Raw genomic sequence first — 20433 nt, forward strand, 5'->3', positions numbered from 1 at the left:
CTTCATGCTCCTCTCACAGCAATCAGGCACTCGCGGTCGACATTGCGCATCGACTGCGGTGTTTCCCAGATGCCGCCCTGCTTGCCGAAGTCGGTGAGGAGCGATGTGTGCAAGCGCCCCTGGGGTTGGTAATAGAGGCGGCTGCCATCGCCTCGAGCGATTTCGGCCTCCTGCTGCCAGGTCTCGATCAGTCTGTCGAGCTTCTCGGCTGCGTCATCGGCTTCCATCGGGTCGGCCCGCCGTACGTGATCAACGATGAGTTCGCGGACCCGTGCGACACCGTCCGGATCATCGAGGATTTCGCCCGCCCGATTCTCGGCGCTCAGGCCGAGTCCATGACGTACGAGGATGGTGAGGACTGCATGCAGGGCGCGTTTGCGGGAGGGCATCGACCACGGCGTGACGCTGGTGGGTTCGACGTGACGATAGAGCGAGCGATGGTAGATACCGAAGGATTCGTAGTGCGATCGATCGCGTGGCTTGCTGGAGCGGAACAGCGTGACGATCAATCCGGGCACGTGACGTCGGCCAACGCGACTGGTGGCCTGGATGTATTCCGATGTCGTCTTGGGCTGCCCGTTCATGAGCATGAGGCCGAGTCGTGGAACGTCGACACCGACCGAGAGCATATTGGTCGTGGCGAGGAAGGAGATGCTGTCGCGTTCCTTGAAATGCTTGCCCAGACGTTCGAGGAGCCGTGGTTGGACGGCGCGCGGGATGTTGCTGGTGAGTTCGAGCACCGAGTCCTCATTCAGCGTCCGGCGTCGTGTGGCGTCGTTCGTCAGGTGCGCGAGGCGGGCGGGGATGTCGTCCCGGGCGATCGTGACGGTTCGGCCCAGCTCTCGCAGACTGTTGTGGTAGGCGACCACGGTCCAGTACGTGTCCCGAAGGGCGTCATCGTCGCAGATCTCCTTGGGGGCCTGCAGTGCGGCCGCCCCCACATGGACGGTCGAGGTGGACGCCGTGTGCCCCTGAGCCATGACGCCGACGTACCGGCGGCCGGGCTTCTCCTTGTCCGGTGAGGCGAAGTACGAGTGGCCGGCCTTCATACCGGCCGGGGGGAAGAGTTGGGCAGGGCGACCGTAAAGACTGCGGACCTGTTCCTGCGAACGCCGAATGGTTGCGGTGGAAGCGATGACCTTCGGGACGGTACCGTCCCACGCACACAGTTCGAGGATCGCCGATTCGTACAGGCCGACGGTTGTTCCCAGAGGACCGGCCAGGAGATGCAGCTCGTCCTGGATCACCAGCGAGGGTTTACGTGTGCCGTTCCGGCCGAAGAGGTTTCCCGCTTTCGGTTCCCACGCCAGTCGGGCGAACTTGTCCACGGTGCCGAGCACGAAGGTCGGCGGTTCTTCGTAGATCTGCTCGTCCACCACGGAAACCGGAAGTCGCTCGTGGAAGATGCAGGTGCCGCGAGGGCAGAAGAACGAGGTGGTGACCCCGTCCGCCTTGATGCCGAAGTCCTTGTCCTGTCCCTGCCGGGCCGGGACGATCTCGGTGCCGCACCAAGGGCAGCGCTCCAGCAGGAACCGATCATCGGGCTGGTTCATCTGCTTGAGGACGCTGAGCTCGTCCCGAGCGGCGGCGATCTTGTTCGGTGTGGTGTCCTTGCCCACCCAGAGCCCGATGGAGATGGGCTCCTCCCCCAGGTCGTGGGAGAGGGGACCGTCGTGTCCCGCACGGATGTACTCGAGGGCGCAGATGGCCGTTGCCGTGCGTTGGAACTGCTGAGTGGTGAGCAGGCTCAGCGTGTATCGGCTCAGGACGGCAGTGCCTCCGCCCGCTGCGCCGAAGCGCAGCCGGCGCCAGAGGATCTCGAAGCAGGCCGTGAGGAGGTATGCCTCCGTCTTGCCACCGCCCGTGGGGAACCAGATGAGATCGACTGTCTTGCGGTCCTCGTGCTCGGGGTTCATCAGCCCCTCGACGACAAGAAGGAAGTAGGCGAGTTGGAACGGGTGCCATGCGTAGTGGGCGGGGGGCTCGGCCAGCTCGATTACCTCGCTGTCCCTCTTGCGGCGGCGGCCCGCCAACTCGGGGGAACTGTGGAGCATTTGAAGTGCCATGGCGCGGTTGGCGAGCCTGAACGCCTCGCGCGCCTGGGCCCCCGCCGGGGTCGATGCGGTGAGAGCCCGCACGCCCGATTCCATGCGGTGGAGCGCGGTATCGATGCGCTTGAGAATTCGGGCGGCGGGCGCCGAGGCCCACGAGTCCAGGGTCGCGGCCTCCGACCGTTGGGTATCGCACCATTCGCGATATCCGAGGACGAAGGAGTCCAGCCCGGCCCGCAGATCGTCCACTGTGAGTGCCGGTCGGGAGAGATACGCGAGGTTGAGCACCGACAGGTTCTTCGGCCCGTCGGGTTTGATGTGCTCGACCACCTGCGAGGGCATGATCTGTGCCCTTACGGTGGTGACCTCTTCGGAGTCCTCGTCCCACTCGACGGCGCATCCGTGCCCCACGGCTCGCGTCAGGATGTGTCGGTACTGGACCCGCAGCTCCTGCTCTTCCTCGTCTCGGCTGTTGAGGCGGGTGCTCGGGTACTCGCGGATCGTGCCGCCGATTGTCGTGGCCCACAACTCGGCTTGGAAGAGCATCAGGTCCCGGTCCTTGTGGGAGCTCTCCTCCTCGTCATGCGCATTGGCGAGCACGCATGTGACGAGATATCCACGACCGAAGGGGCGCCAACGGACATGGAGGCGCCCGTGTCCGTCCAGAACCGGGACGGGAGTCGTCTGCTCCACGGAGATGGTCTCCGTGGCGGACAGCCGAGGCTGCCGTTGCCAACTACGCCGCCCGCCGTCGCGGGATGTCACGTAACGGGATGCCGCACACGTCACCTCGATATGACGGGCATTGGTGAAGAAGGAGAATCCGAGAGAGGAAGGGAGCCAAGCATTCGCCTCGGCCACGGGGTCGTCGGCAAATCCGTCTTCTTCCCCGATGCCCGCCGCGGTCTCGTTGAAGTCTTGTTCGCCGTCGTTCTGCGAGTGCTTCGTCAGGGAAGCACCACGCGGATACAAGGTGCCCATGAGATAGCGCCGGTCAGGGGGGTCGACGAGCGTCTCGTCCTCGCCCATGGCCGGCCCGACCAATTGGTCGCGGAGGTACTCAACGAAGTCGTCGCGATGCTTGGAGAGCCGGGAGTCGATGTCGTTCATCCGAGACGTCCCTCCCGCTTCAGCACCGCCACACCGAGTTCTTTGAGCACTGGGCGGGTGCCGGGACGGCAAGCCACCCAGAGCTGAGCGCGGGCTCTCGTCCAGGCGACATAGATGGCGTCCAGCCTGCCTTCCAGGTGTTCGGGTTCGAGGTCGATGAGGCAGACGACATTGTTCTCGTGGCCCTTGAAGTCGGCGACCGAGGACCAGGTGAGCCGGTGCTTGGTGCGATCGGTTCCGACCACGTCCGCGAATCGTTCGATTTTGGAGGCGCGCTGTGAGAGGCGGGCTGAACTCGTCTGCCAGTCCCCGGACACAGACAGCAGGGTGACGTCCTTGGGGGACACGTCTTGCTGTACGAGCTCGTTCACATAGGCATCGAGAGCAGTCGCCTCCTCCTGCGCACTGCGTACCTCGGTGAACCGAACCGGTTCACCCTCGCCCGCGGAGGCCACGCCCAGGTTCGCGCCCGTGTGGAAGTACACCTGCTTGACGATCTGCACGGTGTTGCGACAGTTGCGCTTCAACGGTCCGTAGGGGAATCCGAGCGGGTGCAGGTACTCCCAGGCACCCGGGTCGTAGGCTTCCGGAGCCAAGACCTGGTTGTTCTGGTCGAGCATGAAGAGCCATCGGCCCTCTGTGAGACCGCCATCGACCAGCTTCTCCAGGGTGTCCAGGCTCGCGAAGTTCATCAGATCCTGTGCTTCGTCCACGATCAGGTGGTCGAAGGTGCGTCCTCGAACTTCGTCGAGACGGTCGAAGGGCAAGACGGTGATCGCCTCATCGGTGAGGATGCCGCCCATGTGAGTCGCAAGCGTGACACTGGCGCAGGTGAACAGGACTGTGCCGACGGCCGACTTGCGTCGGGCCGCCTCGGCGGCGAGAAACGTCTTGCCCGTGCCGGCTCCGCCCGTCCAGATGAGGCGTGGGGTCGACTCCAACTCATCCAGCCTGTCGAGCTGTTCGGCGGTCAGTCGCTCGAAGGCGACTTCGAGATGCGTCAACCGGGACTGCAGATTCGGAACGAGGTCGAAGTCCGGCCGCACCGCCTCGAGCATCTTCTTGCGCAGGGGGGCGGGGATGGGGGTGCGCGCCCAACTGTTCCGTGGAAGCCAGAATCGGATAGCCCGTTCCATACCCTGGGCCAAGCCGCGCCCGCCGGCGTAGGCATCCCGACCCAGGTACTGCTGGGGCTCGAACTGGGTCATACGTTGGATGTTGACGTCCGGGGTGATCACCAGGTAGCCGCTGGGTACGCCGAGGTGCCTCAAGTTACCGACCAGCGCGCCCAATTCGCGTTCGAACTCATGCATACCCCCGTTGGCCTGTTCCCAGGGGCTCTCCTTGGGCCCGACTTCGCGGCCGACGGGACCGTAGAACCACCTTCCGTCCTTGTGGTGCACGCGGCCGCCCTTCACCTCGATGAAGAGCAGGAGGTCGGGCGTGATGACGATGAAGTCGATCTCGCCAAGTCGCTTCTTGTGGTGCTTGGGAAGGTGGACTGTGTGCAGCGCGACGCTCTCGTCGTCCGGGATGGCCTTGAGCGCGGCGAACACGCTGCGCTCGGCCCGGCTCCTGGTACTGCTCGAGATCTCGCTCGGAATGATCCGCATCAACTCTCCCCATGGTCACGCCAACGCCCCCAAGGTATCGAGTGATTGATCGTCACGTTGCAGAGCCGTTGAGGAAGTTGCCGGCAGTGCGGCTCGATGAATGATGGACTGGGAGGAGCGAAAGCGGAGCTCGGGGGTGTGATGACGAGGGAACGGGACGGTGCATCCGACGAGTCGGTGGGGGCCGGTGGTTGGAATGCGCTTGTCCGGCTCGTGCGGCGATTCATGGCGGAGGGCATCGAACTTCGCGTCGCCCTGGTGCAGGTGATGAGGGCTGCGCGACTCGATGCGTCGCAGGGGCAGGCCTTGCACGCGGCGGTGACAGCCAAGGAAGCGGAGAGCAAAGGAACCACATTCGAACGGGAGTGCGGCGCGGGGGAGGGTGCCGAGATCGATGAGCTCGCCGACGATTTCGATTCCCCTGAGGAGGATCCCGAGGAAGGGGTGGAGGAGGTCCCGGACCTCGAGTCGTTTCGAGGCACGGTGCGCGTCGAAGACCACCATGCGGCAAGACGCGCTGCGCGAGCCCTCCTCGCGGCCGATGCCAAGGGGGTGGACCTGGAACAGCGACTGCTGAGCGCCGAGGAGGAGGTGGGGCTCTGTCTCCTGTTCCGGGCGGTGCGGACGCCATCGGAGTCATTGACCTCCGGTTACGCGGCACGACTGCCGAGAGACAGCGAACCCTACGGGGCCTTCACTGCGATGATCGTCCACAATCAGCGACTTGTTCACAAGATTCTGAACACCTTGGGATACCGGGAGGGGGGCTCCGATTACGAAGACCTTGCTCAGCACGGTATGACCGGCTTGATACGGGCGGTGGAGAAGTTCGATGTTTCGCTGGGCTGCAAGTTTTCGACCTACGCAACCTGGTGGATTCGCCAGCACATCAGTCGAGCGGTGATCAACGAAGGCTCGTTCATTCGGCTTCCGGTTCACATATGGGACCAGATCGCGAAGGTTCGCAAGCGAGAGCGGATATTCCTGAACCAAGGCATCAAGCCCAATGTGGAGGATCTGGCCCTGGCGTGTGGTATCAGTCCGGCGAAGGTGGTGGAGTGCCTACGGCTCAGTCGCCGTCCGGTGGTCTCCCTCGAACTTCCTGTCGGTGAGAACACCACGCTCGCAGAACTGATCGTCGACGAAGGGCAATCGGTGCCGGGCCCCGAGCAGACTCTTCATTCGAGTTTTCAGCGCGAGGAACTGTTTCAGCTCTTCCAGGCATGCGCACTTACGGATCGGGTGAGAGAGGTTCTTCTCCTGCGGTACGGGTTCGTCGACGGCAGGTCCTGGACGCTGGAAGAAATCGGCGGGAGAGTCGGCGTCACGCGGGAGCGCATCAGGCAGATCGAGAAACGCGCCATGCAGGAGATAAGGACCTATATGGGCCTGGATCCCGACGATCCAGCCGAGGAGCGACGTCGTAAAAGAGCAGCCCGGGACAGTGCGAAGGAGGCCGCTGGACGGGTGGGACGCCAGGAATGCGCGGAGGGACAGGGGGGACCAGATGTCGGAGAGCCATCCAGTGGCAAGGACCTCACTTTCGAGGCGGAGAAGGGTTCCGAAGGGGGAGATGGAGATGGAGCATTGAGCTCAGAAGAGCAAGACGTCGGCCGCTGGTTGGCCGAGCGGATGCACAGCAGTGGGATGGACGAAGTCGAGCTGGCGCGCAGGTTGGGAGCGACCCGGGAGCTTGTCTCCGATTGGCTGGAGGCCCGTTCCGTTCCGGGCCCGGACCGCCTGGCCGCGGTGCGGGAGGTGTTCACGCCCGACGAAGAGAGCCGACGTGGCCCCGCGGACGGTCCGGAACGTCGGGACGAACCGTCGGAGACCCCGGCCGTGTGGTACCACCGCCCTGGACATGACGACGGTGGACGGGAGTTCGGCAACGCAGCGGCCTTTGCCTTCGAGGCCGACCTGGAGGTGCTGGCACGGGAGGCGACTCAGAACAGTCTGGACGAGCGCTGCAAGGGGAACGAGCGGCCGGTCCGGGTTCGCTACACCTTGCATGAACTGACCGGAGACGCCCTGGCTCGTTTCCGTACGGCGATCCGCTGGGACGACCTTCTGCCGCACTATGAGGCGGCCGCCCTCCAGGATCAGAAGGTCGGACGTGTCATCAGCGTCGGCCTGAGGGAGATGCGGAAGCGGGACCGACTGGTACTCCTCCGCGTCGACGACTACAACGCCAACGGACTGACCGGAGACGATTACGAGGACGGTCGGTTCTCCGCCGTTGTGCGGCGTCAACTCGACAGCCACAAGTCCGATGTCGCGGCAGGGGGCTCGTACGGCCTGGGCAAGGCCACTCTCTGGGCAACCAGCCGATTGGGACTGGTCCTCATGAACTCCACGCTCTCCGAACCTCACGAGGGGCGCCTGGCGCGCCGGCTGGTCGGACGACTCGATCTGCCGTGGCGGGAGGTGCAAGGCAAGCGGTACTCCGGCCCGGCCTGGCTCGGCCGTCCCGACGCCGAGGCGGACAATGCGGACGTGGTGCGCTCCTGGTGGGGCGACGAAAGCACGGTCGAGAACCTTCACCTCACCCGCGAGGGCGATGACCCGGGTACCTCCTTCCTGATCGTCGGAGCGCACGACGTTGCCAGCCTCGCGGAGGTCGGCCGGGACAACGAAGGAGACGACGACGAGGACAGCCTCGAGGTCATGCACCAGCGTCTGGTCCGGGCACTCGGCCGGAACTTCTGGGCTGCGATGACGGCAGGAGGCGCTCAACGGCCCTTGCTGGAGGCCTCGGTGCGGACGCTGCGCAACGGTGTCGAGCTCATCGAGGAGGAACGCATCGATCCGCAGGTTCATCAGCCGGCGCGCTCGCGTGCCCTTCAGGCGTTCTTCAGCGGCACCACGGTGGACCGCCTCACCTCTGCCGGGCAAGTGGCCGCAACCACCGTCCCGTTGAAGGTGCCGGCGCGGGACGGAACCACCGGAGCGGTAGGCGAACACCGGGCTGTTCTCCTCGTCACCGAGGCATCGGACGCCGACGGCAGGATCAACCAGGTGACGGCCATGCGCGGCAATCGCATGACGGTCAAGACGAGCCGGGTGCCGGACCTCCCCATCGGAACCAATCCGTTTCAGGCTGTTCTGCTCGCGGGCCGGGCCGCGGGTGAGGACGCCCCGTTCGCCGCGGAGGCAGAGGATTTTCTGCGGACCTCCGAGCCACCGGAGCACAACAAGTGGGGCCAGACGGAGGAGTTGAGGATGCGCTATACGCCCTCGGCTCATCGCAGGATCGCAGCGTTGACCACGGAGACGAACAAGGCCGTGCGTGAGCTCGTGGCCATCCCGCAGGAGAAGAAGCCCAGCGGCACGGGAAAGGTGCGTAAGCGGCTCAAAATCACCGGCAATGCGTCGGCGAAGGTCAAGGGTCCGACCGAACCTCCGCAGCTCGACGACCTCGATGCCGTGGTCGACACGTCCGGAGCGTGGCAGGTCACGGCCGAGGTCAAGGTGCCGACCGGTGGAGAGACCTGGCGCATGAGTCCTGTGGCCAAGTTGGAGGTGCGATCGGGCCCGCGCCCGGTGGTCAAGTGGGCCAAGCTCGAAGCCGTGAGCAATTGTGAATTCGATGGCGACACGATTCAGTTCACGCCGGGTACGCGTCGTGCTGTCTTCAGGGGCGTCACGGACGTGTCGACCCATCCGGTCCGCGCGGCGCTCACCGGACTCGTCGTCGAACTCCAGGCAGGCAAGGGAGACCCCGCATGAGGGCCTATCCGTATCCACGTCTCTCCGGAGCGGTGACGGCCCGTGTCACGGCTGTGCGACTCAGGGGCCCCGGCGACGTGCGGGAGGATCTGGACACCAAGGGCTTCTCCGTGGTGGAGCACGTCGTGGCTCTGGGGCGGGCCGAGCGGGACGATTGGCACACGGCCCGGCTCTCTCTGTCGGCGACGATCCCCGCGCGCGAGATCGCGGAAAAGGGGCGATGGTCCGAAGTGGCCGTGGTGGCTGTTCTGACGGAGAAGGCCACCAACGCACGGTTCGTCACGCGACTCGGTTGTCCCGCCGGCGACGGCAAGGAGTGGGCGGGAGAGATAGAGGTTCACCGGCCCGGATTTGTTGACCGCGCCTCACTTGCCGTGCACGTGGTGGCGACCGTCGACGGGGTGGCAGGACGGATCATCGCTTCCACCGAGCGGGAATGGATGGTCGACGTGACGGCGGACGTACCGCTCAGGGACCGTGAACTGGACGTCACCACCAGCAGTTTCGCGCGCGGTGCCGCCTGGTTGCGCCCCTATCGGGACGCGCCCTGGATCGTGGACCCCTCGGGGCGGATGCCCACCGTCCGGCTGAACTCCGACTTCGAGGGGCTCCTCGCGCTCGTGGAAGGCGAGGCATCGAAGGTCGAGAGCGTCGTCGGGGAGATGCTGATGGCCCAGATGTGCACCGACGTGTGGACGGCGGTGTTCCACACCGCCATCGGTGACCTGGAGATCGAGGACGATGGAACCCCGCTCCTGCCGCCGGACTGGCGCGGGGAGGTGCTCCGCGAGATGCTCCCGGACGTCGTGCCCGGACACTCGGTGGAGGACGCCCTGCGCGAGGTCCACACGCGCCGTCGCGGCGACGGGAGCTGGGCCGAACTTCAGCCGCGTATCCATATCGCGGCCACGCGCCGTGCCGGAGTTCCCAGGACCCTGACCGACACCGTCCGTAAGATCGAGCGACTTGAGCAGGAGAACCACGCATGACCGCCAGGCCTGAGCATCTGCCGGAGAGGCTTGCTCGGATCTCCGATATGCAGGCTGCCGAGTTCATCTCCGCGGGATTGCTCGCCGGACGCGAGGACGTGGCGTCGATCGCGTTGAACAAGGTCGCCGAACCACTCGAGGGGGACGACGAGCGGGGTCGTCTCCACCCCGTGCGGGATCTGATCGAGCAGGCACTTCAGGAGTTTCAGGCGACCCGCCCCACGGCGGCCGACGCCTGGCTGGCGCCGCGCCTGCACGCGACGCTCCGCCTGAGCCGGCGTGAAGCGGCCGATGCCGGACTCTGGTCCTACCTGGCACTTGGTGTCGCACCGGACTACGTCGTGTGGCGGCACCGGCCCGAGCCGAAGGCGGACGAGGCGCCGCGAGGCGTCGCCCGGAAGCGATTTCTCGGTCCGCACCACACCCAGGCATTCGCTCGCCTCTGGTGGGCTGCCGAGCTCTTCCGCGACGGGGCCGACTACGGGCCGGCGGCCAGGGCATGCGGCAACCAGGACATGCTGAACACCACGCTTCGCCTGGATGTCATAGACCATCGCCCCACCGCTCAGGCGCTCGTACGTCTCATGGACCACAAGATCGTGCAGACCGGTCGAGAGGTCAACGCTCTGGTGGCCGCTGTGAACGCGTCGGCTGCCACGCTGATGTATGACCTCATTGCTCCTGACGTGGAGTACGACCCTGATCCACTGCGGGACTGGATCGCGGCCGCCGAGACCTCACGCGCGGTCTCCCGACACGTTCTGCCGGAGGGGCCGGCGGAGGATCCTGCGCCGGACGAGTCCGTGGAGCGTCTGGCCGCTCATTTCGAAGGGCTCTTCGCGGATGTATCGGTAAGGGGGCGAGTCTCCGAGGAGCGAGGGTGATCTTGCGCTGCGTGCGCCCCGGGCCACCGCACCGAGAAGCCGAGGGTCCGTCAAGGCCTGTTGCGCCGAAGGGCGAACACCCCGCGCGGGGCCGCACCGCCCTTGCCGATGCGGCCCCACGCCTTTCGACGCCCGCGGGTCCTCAGGCGCTGTGCTGCGTGAGGAAGTCGGTGATCAGCTGCCGCCATTCCTCGGGGCGTTCGACCATGGGCAGGTGGCCGGTGGCGATTTCCACGAGCTGGGCGTGCGGGATGGTGTCGGCGAGCTGCCGGTGCAGGCGGGTGGAGGTGAACCAGTCCTGCGTGGTGGAGATGACCAGGGTGGGTGCCTGGAGGCCCGGCAGGTCGTCGCGGACGTCGACCCGGGGGGCCAGCTCGGCGTGCTCGGGGGTGCCCTCGGCGATGCTCGCGGCGGTGAACCCTATGGCCTGCTGGAGCTGTTCGTCCGGCATCGCCTCCAGCGCGTCGGCGCCCAGGGCCATCATCGTCAGGTACTCGGCCAGCAGTTCGCGGTTGCCCGACTCGGCCAGCTTGCGCCAGACCGGCACGGCGAGCGCGAGCCGGTTGTCCCGGTGGGGGAAGGTCGCGGTCAGGACGAGGGCGGTGACGCGCTCGGGGTGGCGGGCCGCCGCGCGGATGGCGACCGGGCCGCCGAGGGAGTAGCCGGACACCGCGAAAGTCTCCAGGCCCTCGGCGACAGCGGCGGCGACGAGCTGATCGGCCAGGTCGTCCAGCGACAGCGGCGTGGCGGAGCGGGGAGTGTCGCCGCTGCCGGGGTAGTCGACACCGACCACGGTGTGGTGGGCGGCCAGACCGTCCAGGATCGGGCCGTAGGTGCCGGCCACGCTGCTGCCGGCGCCGTGGGCGAGGGCGAGGCCGGGGCCGGAGCCCAGGACGGTGCGGGCGAAGGTGGCTTCGGGCAGGGTGCGTGCGGACATGGGAGTTGCCTTCCTTGAGGAGTGACGGGGTGGGTGGGGGCGGAGCCGCGACCAGGAGCGGAGCTGTTCCAGGGCGGGCAGCAGGGCCCGGCCGTCGGCGGTGAGCGTGTAGGTGGCGGGCCCGGGCGGGAGTTGGACGTGGGTGACGAGCCCGGCCCCGACGAGTTCGCGCAGCCGGTCGGCGAGCACCTTGGTGCTGATGCGCTCGATGGCGGCGCTCAGTTCGCCGTAACGGGCGGGGCGGGTGGCCAGGGTGTGGAGGATGACGCCGGTCCACTTCTGGCCGAGGACCTCGAACGCGGCGACGAGGTCCGCGTCGGCCGTCAGCGGCACGGGGTGGGGCCGGACTGCCATGGGTCTCGCGGTCTCGCGTCCTTGGTGAGGGGGTGTCAGGTGGGTGGGTGGGCCGCAGCCGGCCGGGGTCTCGACTGCGGCCCGTCCGGGCCGCTCCGGCGCCGCGGGGCGGCGGTCAGGGGGCCAGGAAGCCAGGGGCATGGGGTCAGGGAAGGAGAACGACCTTGCCCCGGTTGCGGCGGGCCTCGATGTCACCGTGTGCGGTGGCGGCCTCGTCCAGCGGATAGGCCCGCCATACGGGGAGATCGAGCTCGCCGGCCGCGGCCAGATCCACCAGCTGCCTCAGCGGGTCGTCTGCCGCGTCGGCGCCGCCGGCGCTGAAGCGGACGCCGTGCTGTGCGGCGGACATATCGGCGATGGTGATGACACGGTCGCTGTCACCGGTCAGCGCGACGGAGTCGGCGAGTACGCCGGCACCGGAGGCGTCGAAGACGGCGTCGACTCCCTGGGGAGCCGCGGCCCGCACCCGCTCCACCCAGCCGTCGCCGTAGCGGACCGCGGTGGCTCCGAGCGCCGTGACGCGCTCGATGTCGTGCTCGCCGACGGTCCCGACGACATCGAGGCCGCGGGCGGCGGCCAGCTGCACCGCGACGGTGCCCACGCTGCCGCCGGCGCCGTGGACGAGCAGGGTCTGCCCCGCCCTCACCTCCAGCTGCCCCAGCACCCGGAACGCGGTCCGGCCGACCGTGACCAGCGAGGCGGCGACCTCCCACGACAGCGCCCGTGGTTTGGCCACCGGCCGGTCGAGCAGGGCGTATTCGCCGTAGCTGCCGCCGACCGCGGCACCGAGAACCTCGTCGCCCACGGCCACGCCGGCCCCCTCGCCGACGGCATCGACGACACCGGCCGCGTCCAGACCGGGGACCACGGGGAAGCGGGCCGGGGCGGCCTTGGCCATCAGACCGGACCGGATCTTGAGGTCAAGAGGGTTCACGGAGGCGGCCCGCACACGGATCCGGACCTGGCCCGGGCCCGGCTCCGGCGTGGGGACCTCCGACAGTCGCAGCACCTCGGGTGCGCCGTACTCGGAGAAGGTGATCGCTTTGGACATCGCAAACTCCCAGGTGGGGGCGGGTGGAGAAGGAAACCGCACGCGCTGTCACGCACGCTGCGGCCGCCTCGGCGGGGGCACCGCTCAGGCGGGGAGGGTGGGGTAGTCGGTGTAGCCGCGGTGGTCGCCGCCGTAGAAGGTGGCCTTGTCGGCGGAGTTGAACGGACCGCCGGAGGCGAGACGCCGCGGCAGGTCGGGGTTGGCCAGGAACAGCGCGCCGTAGGCCACCATGTCCGCGCTGCCGTCCTCGATCAGCCCCAGCGCGTCCGGACCCGTGGAGTCCGGGTAGGTGAACGGGTTGAGGACGAACGTGCCGGGCCAGACCTTGCGCAGCCGCGGGGTCAGCTCGCGGTTCGGCCCCTCCATCAGGTGCAGATAGGCCAGGTCCAGGCCGGCGAGCCGGTCCAGCAGCGCGAGGTAGACCTCGTCCGGGTCGTCCTCGGCGATGTCGTTGTACTGGTTCCCGGGCGAGATCCGCAGGCCGACCCGGTCGCTCCCGATCGCCTCGGCCACGGCGGTGACGACCTCGACGGCGAAGCGGATCCGGCCTTCGGTGTCGCCGCCCCAGGCGTCGGTGCGGAGGTTGGTGTTGGGCGCGAGGAACTGGTGGATCAGGTAGCCGTTGGCACCGTGCAGCTCCACACCGTCGAACCCGGCCGCGACCGCGTTACGGGCCGCCTCGGCGAAGTCGGCGACGGTCTGCCGGATCTCCGCCTCGGTCAGCTCCTTCGGCGTGACGAACTCCTTCGGCCCCTCATGGGTGAAGACCTGGCCCTTGGCGGTGACCGCCGACGGCCCCACCGGGACCAGTCCGTCGGGCAGCAGGCTGGGGTGGCCGATCCGGCCGGTGTGCATCAGCTGCGCGTAGATCGCACCGCCCTCACGGTGCACGGCGTCGGTCACCGTCCGCCACGCCCGCACCTGTCCGGCCGTGTGCAGACCGGGGGTGTCGGGGTATCCCTGGCCGAGCAGCGAGGGCTGAATGCCCTCCGTGACGATCAGCCCGGCGCCGGCCCGCTGCGCGTAGTACGTCGCCATCAGTTCGGTCGGCCCGGAGCCCGGCCCGTACGCGCGGCTACGCGTCATCGGTGCCATCACCAGGCGGTTCGCCAGGTGCTTGCCGCCCAGGACGATCGGATCAAAAGCAGTGGTCATGGTCTCTTCCTCGGGAGTCGTGAGGTGCCGCGGCACGGACGCTCGGGGTGCCCGCTGCCGCGAATGCCTGTCTGAACAAGTAAACCACCTGTCCGAACAAGTAACGACCTCGAATCCCTTCCCGCTTTCCGATGTGAAGTACGTAACCCACTCCTGCCTGCCCCTATCGGCCACAGAGGGGAGTGGACGCCACGGAGCCTCCAGCCCGGGAGGTAGGATTAACTTGCCCAAACAGGAAAGTGAGATTCAGATGACGCAGTCCACGCCGGAAGCCGGGAAGGGCCCCGCAGGGATCGGGCAGGAAGCCACCGTCCCGGTACCGGCCGCGGCCAGTGGCGGGCCGGTCAGTCACGCGATCTTCCGCCTGGCCCGTCTGCACCGCATGTTCGCCGGCCAGCTCCTGCGCCGGATCGGCCTGCACCCGGGTCAGGAGCTGGTCATGATGCACCTGTGGGAACTCGGCCCCCAGCGGCAGACCGACCTGGTGCGCCTGATGGACTCCGACGCCGCCACCATGACCCGCACCGTCCGCCGCCTGGAGCAGGCCGGCTTCGTCCGCCGCCGCCCCTCGCCCACCGACAAGCGCGCCTCCCTCATCGAACCCACAGCGGCCAGCCACGCCCTGCGCCGCGAGGTCGAACAGGTCTGGAGCCACCTGGAGGACCTCTCCACGGCAGGCCTCTCCGACGGGGAACGGACGGCAGCCCTGCACACCCTGGAACGCTTGGAACAGAACCTGGTCCGAGCGGCGGCTGAGGGGAGCGAGGCCGGCGATGCGGGGGCGACGGCTACGGGCGGGGATGCATAGCGCAACAGGCGCCGCCATGCGAACGGGGCTGTAGTCGCACGGCCGGCCCAAGTGCGCTGCGGGCTCGAAGCGTTCAGAGGGGTGGCCCGCGTTGCGCCCTCTGGGGGGCGCCGGTGTCGGAGGTTGTTGGGCCGCCGGGGGAGCGTCAGGCGCTCTTCTGCGTGTGGCCGAACCTGCCCTGAACAGCAAAAAGACCCTCCCAAGGGGGAGGGTCTGGTCTGGCGCCCCCGGCAGGACTCGAACCTGCGGCCAAGTGCTTAGAAGGCACCTGCTCTATCCACTGAGCTACGGGGGCCGGGTGTGGACGTGGATCACGGACCGCGGACAAGGATAGAGGTCCGGGTGCCTCGTCCCGGTTGCTTCACCTCCGTGGCACGTTGTGGAGGTTCGGTGAAGCGGTCCCGATAATCGCAGGCAGGTACGAATCCTGCACCGCTTTTGGCGCCTCGTGCGGCGGGTGTTGTGCACTCGTTATGCCTGCGCCTCACTTGTCGCGGACGTCTCGCGCGCCACTTATCCCGTTCTGTAGGGGTTCTTGCGGCGCGCACGAGGGGTTATACGCTTCAAAAACCTAACGAAATTGGGCATTCTGCACATGTGGCGACCTTGGACGTACGACCCCGGCTGATCGACGCACTGTCCGTTCTGCGCGACCGCGTCGACGCCGCACGCTTTCCACTGCCACTCCGGGGCGCTGCCCGCGCCCGGCGCAACCGGGCCGAGCTGCTCGCCCAGCTCGACGACTATGTGATTCCCCGTCTGCGCTCTCCTCAGGCCCCGCTGCTCGCGGTGATCGGCGGATCGACCGGGGCGGGCAAGTCCACTCTGGTCAATTCGCTGGTCGGGCGGCGGGTCTCGGAGGCCGGGGTGCTGCGCCCGACGACGCGTACGCCGGTGCTGGTCTGCCATCCCGACGATCTCCAATGGTTCGCCGGCCCACGCGTTCTGCCGCAGCTCGCCCGGGTGTGGGTCCCTGAGCAGGATGACGGCGGCGAGGGTGCGTATGCGGCGGGTGGGGGGCGTGGGGCGGCCAGCGGGCCGGGCGCCCGTATGGCGCATGGGTCCTGCGCGGGTCATGCGCCTCACGGGGGACATCGTGAGCCTCATGGGGGGCATGGGCCGGAGGCCGGCCCGGAGGGCCGTGCTGGCGCGCATGGGGTGGCGCGTGTTGGTGGGGCGGGAGCGGAGCGCAGGGCGTCCGAGCTGTATGTGGAGGAGGAGGCGGCGGGGGCCGCGGAGGGGCATGGATATGGGGCCGTGGTGGGTGGGAGTGCGGCTGGTGGGGGTTATGGGGCGTATGGCGACGGCGGCGGGGGGAGTGGCGTAGGGATCGGGAGGGACAGGGGCGGGGCCGACGCGGGGATGCTGACGGTGCGGATCGAGACGGATCCGGCATTGCCCAGTGGGCTGGCGCTGCTGGACGCACCGGACATCGATTCGCTGGTCGCGCGGAACCGGGAGCTGGCCGCCGAGCTGATCTGCGCGGCGGATGTCTGGGTGCTGGTCACCACGGCCGCCCGGTACGCGGATGCGGTGCCCTGGCATCTGCTGCGTACGGCCAAGGAGTACGACGTCACGCTGGTGACCGTGCTGGACCGGGTGCCGCATCAGATCGCCACCGACATCGCCGGGCGGTACGCCGAACTTCTCCAGCGGGCCGGGCTCGGCCATGTCCCGCGATTCACCATTCCCGAGCTGCCCGAATCGGCCGGTGGAGGGAGCGGGCTGCTGCCCGCCACGGCCGTCGCGGCGCTGCGGGGCTGGCTGGAGCGGCACGCCCAGGACCCCGTGGCCCGCTCCGCCGCGGCGGAGCGTACGGCGGCCGGGGTGATCGCCTCGCTGCGTAGCCGGCTGCCCGCGCTGGCCGGGGCCGCCGCCGCCCAGCACGCCGCGGCGCTGCGGCTGGCAGGCCGGGTCGAGGAGGCGTACGAGCGGGCCGCTGAGCGGGTACGGCAGGAGGTCGCGGCCGGTGAGGTGCTGTCCGGGGACGCGCGCGCCCACTGGCGGGACCATGGGCTCGACGGCCGGTCGGACGAGCTGCTCGACGCCCTGACCGACGGGCTCACCTCGCTGCTGACCTGCGCCGTGGACGAGGCCGACGAGCGGGCAGCGGAGGCCTGGCGGCGGGACCCCGCGGCGGCTGAGGTGTCGCTGACGGCCGCCGCGGGCGCTTCGGGTGCGGGCGGCCGGCTCGGGGTGATCGTCCGGCGCTGGCGGCGCTGCTTGGAGGAGCTGGCCGAGGAGGAGACCCGCGAGGCGCGCGCCGGACAGGCCGGGGAGCGTGCGGGGTCGGTGGAGCCGGAGGAGTCGGCGGCACTGTTGGCCACCGCTCTGCTCGGCGGCCGTCGCGCCCGTACGGCGGGCGAGAACCTCGCCGACCTCTTGGGGGCACAGACCGCGCTCCGGCTCTGCGAGCGGGGCGGCCGACTCCTGGCCACGTATCTGGAGCGCGCGCTGGACGGTGAGCGCGAGCGGCGGCTGGCCCCCCTGGACCAGCTGACCGTGCCACTGGACCAACAGGCGGAGCTGATTGCCGCGCTGTCCGTATTGCAGAGGGAGAAGCAGCGGGAGACGGAGAGCGAACCGCGGCAGGAGCAGCGGCAGGCGGAGGAGCGGGCGAGGGCGATGGAGAAGGAGGAGGTGTCGGGGTGAGCGATTCCGAGGCGGCTGGTTCCGGGGAGGGCGCGGAGAACAACGGGCGGCGGGGGACGGGGGAGGGGGAGGCCGGCGGTGCGGCGGGTGAGAGTGCGATGCCGGGGATGCCGGGTGAGGGTGTGGTGTTGAGGAGGGGGGCGGCGTCGGTGGCTGGTAATGCGGCGGTGGTGGGTGAGCCGTTGGTGGTGGGTGAGTTGCCGGTGATGGGTGAGGTGGCTGGGGGAGAGCGGGGGCCGGGGAAGTTGGCGGCAGGGGCGGCATGGGCGGCATGGGCTGCAGGGGCGGCGGGGGCGGCGGGGACTGCGGGCGCGTCTCCCGTGGAGGGGGAGCTTGGGGTGGGTGCAGGGGCTGTGGCTCCTCCTGAGGTTTGTGTGGCTTCTGAGGCGTCGATGGGGGCTGCGGAGCCTCAAGCGGCTCAAGGGGCTCAAGGGGCCGTGGTGTCAGAGGCGGAGCGCGAGTCCGGGGCGGCTGCGCAAGAAGCAGCGGTGGGCGGTGCGTGGGATGACGGGTTGATTGCGCGGCGGGCGCGGGGTGCGGGTGTGCCCAGGCCGGGGACGAGGGGAGAGCCGTCTGCGGGGGCAGCTGTGGCGGCGGGGGTGGGCACCTCGGCAGGCAACTCGGTCGGCACGTCGGCCGGTGCGCCCGATGACACGTCGGCCGGTGCGCCCGGCGGCACGGCGGCCGGTGTGTCGGTCGGGGCGGGTGCCGAGGCGGGTGTGCGGGTGGGGGGTGCGGCTCCTGCCGAGGGGCCCGGTGCCGGGGCTACCCGTACTGGGGAAGCCCGTGTCGCGGCGGCCCGTATGGCGGCAGCGCATGGCACGGGGTCCCGTATGGCGGCAGCTCATGGCGCGGGGGCCCGTATGGAGAGGGCGCGTGGCGAGGGCGCACGTGGCGCGTTGCGTGCCGACCCGCGAATGGAGGCCATGGTTCAACCGCGTTTGCCTGCCGAGATGGAGAGCGGTGCCGGAGGCGCGTACCGGTGGGTCGCGGATGGGGGGCGGCGGGCCGCGGGGGGCGGGCTGCGCGGGCGGCTGGATGCGTTGCGGGAGTTGATCGCGCTGTCCCGGACCCGGTTGGACGGGCGGACGCTGGCGGGGGCGGGCCGGGTGCTGGAGACGGCGGACGAGCGGTACCGGCTGTCCGGTGAGCACACCGTCGTCGCCATCGCGGGGGCGACCGGCAGCGGTAAGTCCTCGCTGTTCAACGCGCTGGCGGGGGCGAACCGTTCACAGGTCGGGCCGCGGCGGCCGACGACCGCGGAGCCGGTGGCCTGCGTCTGGCCGGGCAGCCGGCCGGGCGCGGACGGGCTGCTGCACCGGCTCGGCGTGCCCGCCCACCGCCGGCACGTCCCGGCGGACGGCAGCTCCGAGCTGCGCGGACTCATCCTGATCGATCTGCCCGACCACGACTCCTCGGCCACTGAGCACCGCGCCCAGGTGGACCGGATGCTGGAGCTGGTGGACGCGGTGATCTGGGTGGTGGACCCGGAGAAGTACGCGGACGCGGTGCTGCACGAGCGGTATCTGCGGCCGTTGGCGGGCTACGCCGAGGTCATGTTCGTCGTGCTCAACCAGGTGGACCGGCTGCCCGGGGACGCCGCCGACCAGGTGGTGGACGATCTGCGCCGGCTGCTGGACGAGGACGGGCTGGCGCTCGGCGAGCACGGGGAGCCCGGGGCGGCGGTGCTCGCGCTGTCCGCCGCGACCGGCCGGGGCGTGGGGGAACTGCGGGAGGCGCTGGGCCAGTTCGTCGCGGAACGGGGCGCGGCGGACCGTCGGCTGGCGGCGGATGTGGACGCGGCGACCGAGCGGTTGCGGTCGGCGTACGTGGCGCAGAACGGGGTCGGGCTGACCGAACGGGCCCGTGCGGAGTTCGACGACCGTTTGGCGGAGGCGGTCGGGGCGGTGGCCACCGGGCGGGCGGCGGAGCGCGATTGGCTGCGGTACGCGGAGCGTGCCTGCGGCTCTCCGTGGTCGCGGATGCGGCGGTGGCGGTTGCGGGGGAGTCGGAGGGGGGCCGGTGGCTTCGGGGCGGGGGCGAACGAGGGATGGGTGACCGGAGCGGCGGGAGCGGGAACGACCGGAGTGGGGGTTACGGGAGCGGGGGTTGGCCGGGGTGGAGGGCGTGCAGGTGCCGGGCAGACGGGCGCCGGGCAGACGGGCGCCGGACGGACCGATGAGGGGCGGATCGACGCGGCGCGGGGCCGTAGGGGGCGGGCGGGAACGAGGTGGAGCCGGGACGGGCGGACCTCCATGGGGCAGGTCTGCGCGGGGCACGGCGAAGCGGTGCGGACGGGCACGGGCCGGGCCCGTACCGGTCGGAACGGTGAGGGCCCCGAGGGTCTGACGGCTTCCGGGCGGCGCGGCAGGCGGCAGGGCCTGGTGGAGCGGCAGTGGGCGGCCGGGCATCCGGGAGACGGCGGGGCCGGGCCTGAGGCCGGGGCCGGTGAGGTGGGTGCGTCGGCGGTGGACGGCCGGGCGGCCGCCCGGCCGGTGGTGGAACACGCCGTCCGCACGGTGGCCGCCGAGGCGGCGCACGGGTTGCCGGCGCCCTGGGCCCATGCGGTGCGGGAGGCGGCGGACCGCGGTGCCTACGGGCTGCCGGAGGCGCTGGACAAGGTGGCAGCGGATGCCGAAGAGGCCCTACGGGGCGGGCCGGCCGTGAAGCCGCGGTGGTGGACGGTTGCCGCCTCGTTGCAGGGGATGTTGTCCGTCCTCCAAGTCGTCGGCGTGCTCTGGCTGCTGGGTGCGATGACGGGCGTGGGCGATGCGACGGCCTGGATCTCCGGGCTGCTGCCCGCGGTTCTCGGGTCGGTGGGCGGGCCGGCGCTGGCGTGGATGTGCCGGGTGGTGGCGCGCGGCCCGGCCCGGCGTTACGGGCAGGACGCCGAGCGGCGCCTGCGGAGTGCGGCTGCGGCGTGCGGGCGGGCGCGGGTGCTGGAGCCGGTGGCTGCCGAGCTGCTGCGCTATCGCGAGGTGCGGGAGCAGTACGCGGTGGCATCCGGCGTGTGACGGCGGGAGGGGGCTGAGCAGCAGGGCGCGGCGTAACGGCCGGGCGGGGGAGGGAGTTGGCGGCCGACGGGGTGGATGGGACTGCCGAG

At 69.5% G+C, this 20433-nt stretch carries 11 protein-coding genes and 1 tRNA gene; 6 read left to right on the top strand and 6 right to left on the bottom strand.

Going from position 1 to position 20433, the window contains the following annotated elements; genetic code table 11:
- Positions 1–2: 2 nt before the first annotated feature.
- Both ACZ4XD_RS09135 and ACZ4XD_RS09140 read right to left on the bottom strand, forming a co-directional pair.
- Positions 3–3161, bottom strand: coding sequence for a helicase-related protein (locus tag ACZ4XD_RS09135; RefSeq protein WP_468039734.1), 3159 nt, complete (start codon positions 3159–3161; stop codon positions 3–5).
- Positions 3158–4774 (bottom strand): NERD domain-containing protein, encoded by a 1617-nt coding sequence (locus ACZ4XD_RS09140; protein WP_468039736.1) that lies wholly within the window; start codon positions 4772–4774, stop codon positions 3158–3160. The genes ACZ4XD_RS09135 and ACZ4XD_RS09140 overlap by 4 nt, the downstream gene beginning before the upstream one ends.
- Before the next feature lie 96 nt (positions 4775–4870).
- On the opposite strand from ACZ4XD_RS09140, the gene ACZ4XD_RS09145 reads away from it, so the two are divergent.
- Genes ACZ4XD_RS09145 through ACZ4XD_RS09155 form a run of 3 tightly spaced genes read left to right on the top strand, consistent with a single transcriptional unit; the run spans position 4871 to position 10373 of the window.
- Positions 4871–8500, top strand: a complete 3630-nt coding sequence (locus tag ACZ4XD_RS09145) for a sigma-70 family RNA polymerase sigma factor (protein WP_468039738.1) — start codon at positions 4871–4873, stop codon at positions 8498–8500.
- A complete protein-coding gene (locus tag ACZ4XD_RS09150; RefSeq protein WP_468039740.1) occupies positions 8497–9489 on the top strand; it encodes a hypothetical protein in 993 nt (330 codons plus the stop codon). The genes ACZ4XD_RS09145 and ACZ4XD_RS09150 overlap by 4 nt, the downstream gene beginning before the upstream one ends.
- Positions 9486–10373 carry a DUF6339 family protein gene (locus ACZ4XD_RS09155; RefSeq protein WP_468039742.1) on the top strand — a complete coding sequence of 296 codons (888 nt, stop codon included), beginning with the start codon at positions 9486–9488 and terminating at the stop codon, positions 10371–10373. Before ACZ4XD_RS09150 ends, ACZ4XD_RS09155 begins: the two co-directional genes overlap by 4 nt.
- 142 nt (positions 10374–10515) lie before the next feature.
- Here ACZ4XD_RS09155 and ACZ4XD_RS09160 read toward each other — a convergent pair whose 3' ends face one another.
- The 3 genes from ACZ4XD_RS09160 to ACZ4XD_RS09170 form a co-directional block, all read right to left on the bottom strand.
- Positions 10516–11664: an alpha/beta fold hydrolase gene (locus ACZ4XD_RS09160; protein ID WP_468039744.1), complete on the bottom strand. Its 1149-nt coding sequence runs from the start codon at positions 11662–11664 to the stop codon at positions 10516–10518.
- Positions 11665–11809: 145 nt separating this feature from the next.
- Positions 11810–12715 (bottom strand): NADP-dependent oxidoreductase, encoded by a 906-nt coding sequence (locus tag ACZ4XD_RS09165; RefSeq protein WP_468039746.1) that lies wholly within the window; start codon positions 12713–12715, stop codon positions 11810–11812.
- 84 nt (positions 12716–12799) lie between these two features.
- Positions 12800–13870, bottom strand: a complete 1071-nt coding sequence (locus tag ACZ4XD_RS09170) for an alkene reductase (protein ID WP_468039748.1) — start codon at positions 13868–13870, stop codon at positions 12800–12802.
- Positions 13871–14120: 250 nt separating this feature from the next.
- Between ACZ4XD_RS09170 and ACZ4XD_RS09175 the strand changes: the two genes are divergently transcribed.
- Positions 14121–14678 carry a MarR family winged helix-turn-helix transcriptional regulator gene (locus ACZ4XD_RS09175; protein ID WP_468039750.1) on the top strand — a complete coding sequence of 186 codons (558 nt, stop codon included), beginning with the start codon at positions 14121–14123 and terminating at the stop codon, positions 14676–14678.
- Positions 14679–14897: 219 nt separating this feature from the next.
- Here ACZ4XD_RS09175 and ACZ4XD_RS09180 read toward each other — a convergent pair.
- Positions 14898–14973 (bottom strand) — tRNA-Arg (locus ACZ4XD_RS09180).
- A gap of 302 nt (positions 14974–15275) precedes the next feature.
- Between ACZ4XD_RS09180 and ACZ4XD_RS09185 the strand changes: the two genes are divergently transcribed.
- Positions 15276–17330 (top strand): ATP-binding protein, encoded by a 2055-nt coding sequence (locus ACZ4XD_RS09185; protein ID WP_468039752.1) that lies wholly within the window; start codon positions 15276–15278, stop codon positions 17328–17330.
- Positions 17331–18283: 953 nt separating this feature from the next.
- The gene (locus ACZ4XD_RS09190; RefSeq protein WP_468039754.1) at positions 18284–20344 is read left to right on the top strand and encodes a YfjP family GTPase; all 2061 of its coding nucleotides are present in this window, start codon (positions 18284–18286) and stop codon (positions 20342–20344) included.
- The last annotated feature ends 89 nt before the right edge of the window (positions 20345–20433 follow it).

The sequence above is a fragment of the Streptomyces sp. NPDC029466 genome (genome assembly GCF_055574515.1).

Excerpts from the sequence above, each read along its gene's own strand:
- ACZ4XD_RS09145 (WP_468039738.1), top strand. The coding sequence starts at position 4,871 with ATGAATGATGGACTGGGAGGAGCGAAAGCGGAGCTCGGGGGTGTGATG.
- ACZ4XD_RS09165 (WP_468039746.1), bottom strand. The coding sequence starts at position 12,715 with ATGTCCAAAGCGATCACCTTCTCCGAGTACGGCGCACCCGAGGTGCTG.
- ACZ4XD_RS09140 (WP_468039736.1), bottom strand. The coding sequence starts at position 4,774 with ATGCGGATCATTCCGAGCGAGATCTCGAGCAGTACCAGGAGCCGGGCC.
- ACZ4XD_RS09190 (WP_468039754.1), top strand. The coding sequence starts at position 18,284 with ATGGAGAGCGGTGCCGGAGGCGCGTACCGGTGGGTCGCGGATGGGGGG.
- ACZ4XD_RS09175 (WP_468039750.1), top strand. The coding sequence starts at position 14,121 with ATGACGCAGTCCACGCCGGAAGCCGGGAAGGGCCCCGCAGGGATCGGG.
- ACZ4XD_RS09160 (WP_468039744.1), bottom strand. The coding sequence starts at position 11,664 with ATGGCAGTCCGGCCCCACCCCGTGCCGCTGACGGCCGACGCGGACCTC.
- ACZ4XD_RS09155 (WP_468039742.1), top strand. The coding sequence starts at position 9,486 with ATGACCGCCAGGCCTGAGCATCTGCCGGAGAGGCTTGCTCGGATCTCC.
- ACZ4XD_RS09170 (WP_468039748.1), bottom strand. The coding sequence starts at position 13,870 with ATGACCACTGCTTTTGATCCGATCGTCCTGGGCGGCAAGCACCTGGCG.
- ACZ4XD_RS09135 (WP_468039734.1), bottom strand. The coding sequence starts at position 3,161 with ATGAACGACATCGACTCCCGGCTCTCCAAGCATCGCGACGACTTCGTT.
- ACZ4XD_RS09150 (WP_468039740.1), top strand. The coding sequence starts at position 8,497 with ATGAGGGCCTATCCGTATCCACGTCTCTCCGGAGCGGTGACGGCCCGT.